The 1,468-nt window shown below is 64.4% G+C and carries 1 protein-coding gene and 1 pseudogene; one reads left to right on the forward strand and one right to left on the reverse strand.

Features of this window, described 5'->3' with window-relative positions; translation table 11 throughout:
* Positions 1 to 74 precede the first annotated feature (74 nt).
* Positions 75 to 1,007 carry a lysylphosphatidylglycerol synthase domain-containing protein gene (locus tag EN745_RS34735; RefSeq protein ID WP_127406368.1) on the reverse strand — a complete coding sequence of 311 codons (933 nt, stop codon included), beginning with the start codon at positions 1,005 to 1,007 and terminating at the stop codon, positions 75 to 77.
* 248 nt (positions 1,008 to 1,255) lie between these two features.
* Between EN745_RS34735 and EN745_RS36620 the strand changes: the two are divergent.
* Positions 1,256 to 1,468 (forward strand): annotated as a pseudogene (locus EN745_RS36620) (Ppx/GppA family phosphatase); the annotation flags it as partial.

Here is a 1,468-nt window from a genome sequence, read left to right on the forward strand (position 1 = left end):
AAAATAGTCAACCCCGCGCCGCGTTTCAATCGCAGCTTTTGCTCACTCTGGCTGGGAGTGGCTGGAAGCCCGGCTCAGCTCTCGCTGCGGCCAAGCTGCGAATGCTCGAAGAACAGCACCACGCCAAGCGCAATCAGCAGTGGGATAATCAGGTAGAACAGGCGAAACACCAGGAGCGCGGCCAGCACGCCGACCGGGTCCATGTGCGAGAGGCCGGCGAGGAAGACCACCTCGAAGACACCGAGCCCGCCCGGCGCGTGCGAGATTTGCGCCACCGAGAAGGATACCAGGAACACGCCGAGGATGACGAAATAGCCGGGATTGCCAGTGGCCGGCAGGGCAAAGAAGATGATTGCCGCGGCGGCAAGCAGTTCGACCGGGCCGATCAGCAACTGGCGTGCGACGATGGGCAGCGCCGGATAGTGCAGCTGGAAGCCGCCGATCCTGAGCGGCTTCAGGTGCAGCCAGCTGCCGAAGATGTAGGCGCCGACCAGGATCAGCATGGCTAGCCCGGCGGCACTCGCCGCCCGGTGATGTGGCACGCCTGAGAAACGGTCGATGACCTCGGGCTCCAGCACCAGCACGAGCCCGCCGAGGAAGATGCTGGACAGCACGAAGGTGATCCAGCAGATCGCCACGAGAACGCCGACATCCTGACCGGTCAGCCCCCTGGTGCCGTAGGCGCGATAGCGGATCACGGCGCCCGAGATTACCGAGCCGCCAATGTTGTGCGACAGCGCGTAGGTTGTGAAGGAGCAGAAGGTGACGAACAGCCACGACACTTTCTTGCCGATGTGGAGCAACGCGATGTGATCGTAACCGGCAAGCGAGGCGTAGGCGATCACCGAGCTCAGCGCCGCCAATATCCAGCCGCGCGCGGGGATCGCTACGATGCCGGCCCAAACGTCGTCGAGCGAGATGCCGCGCAGTTCGTGGATGAGCAGCCACAGCGAGAACACCACCGCCGCGATGCCGACGACCGGCCAGAAATAACGCCTCCAGTTCATGGCGTTGCCATCATGCGTTGCGGCTCATTGGTTGATGTTGCCCGGCCCTCTCGGTCCCTCTTTTGAGACATGCCTGATTGAAGCCGGCTATTCAACTGCGAAGCCGTCGCAGCCGCGGCATCGGTGCAAAATTCGCCGCATGCGCTCTTGGTGATCCCGCGTGGCGCTGTTAGTCTGGCGGCAACTTGAAACAATGAAAGCGCCTGCTGCGTCCGTTCCCGGTTCGCGCGGTGCCGGAAGGAACGACAGTGGAAGACCACGACACCGGCGCTCGCGCGCCGGAAGTGGGCGTGTCCAGGGCTTCGCCGCCCGATTCGGCGGGCCCATCCGCGGGGCGGCATCATGATCGCCATGCGGGGCCGGGCGGCAGATATGCCCCGGGTGACGCCCAGCAGCAGAAAAGCAAGAGCCGCAAGCGCCGCAAACGCAGGCGTGGGCGCAAGGTTTGCGCCCGCGACGAC

The sequence above is a fragment of the Mesorhizobium sp. M4A.F.Ca.ET.022.05.2.1 genome (assembly GCF_003998845.1).
In the GTDB taxonomy this organism is placed as follows: Bacteria; Pseudomonadota; Alphaproteobacteria; order Rhizobiales; family Rhizobiaceae; genus Mesorhizobium.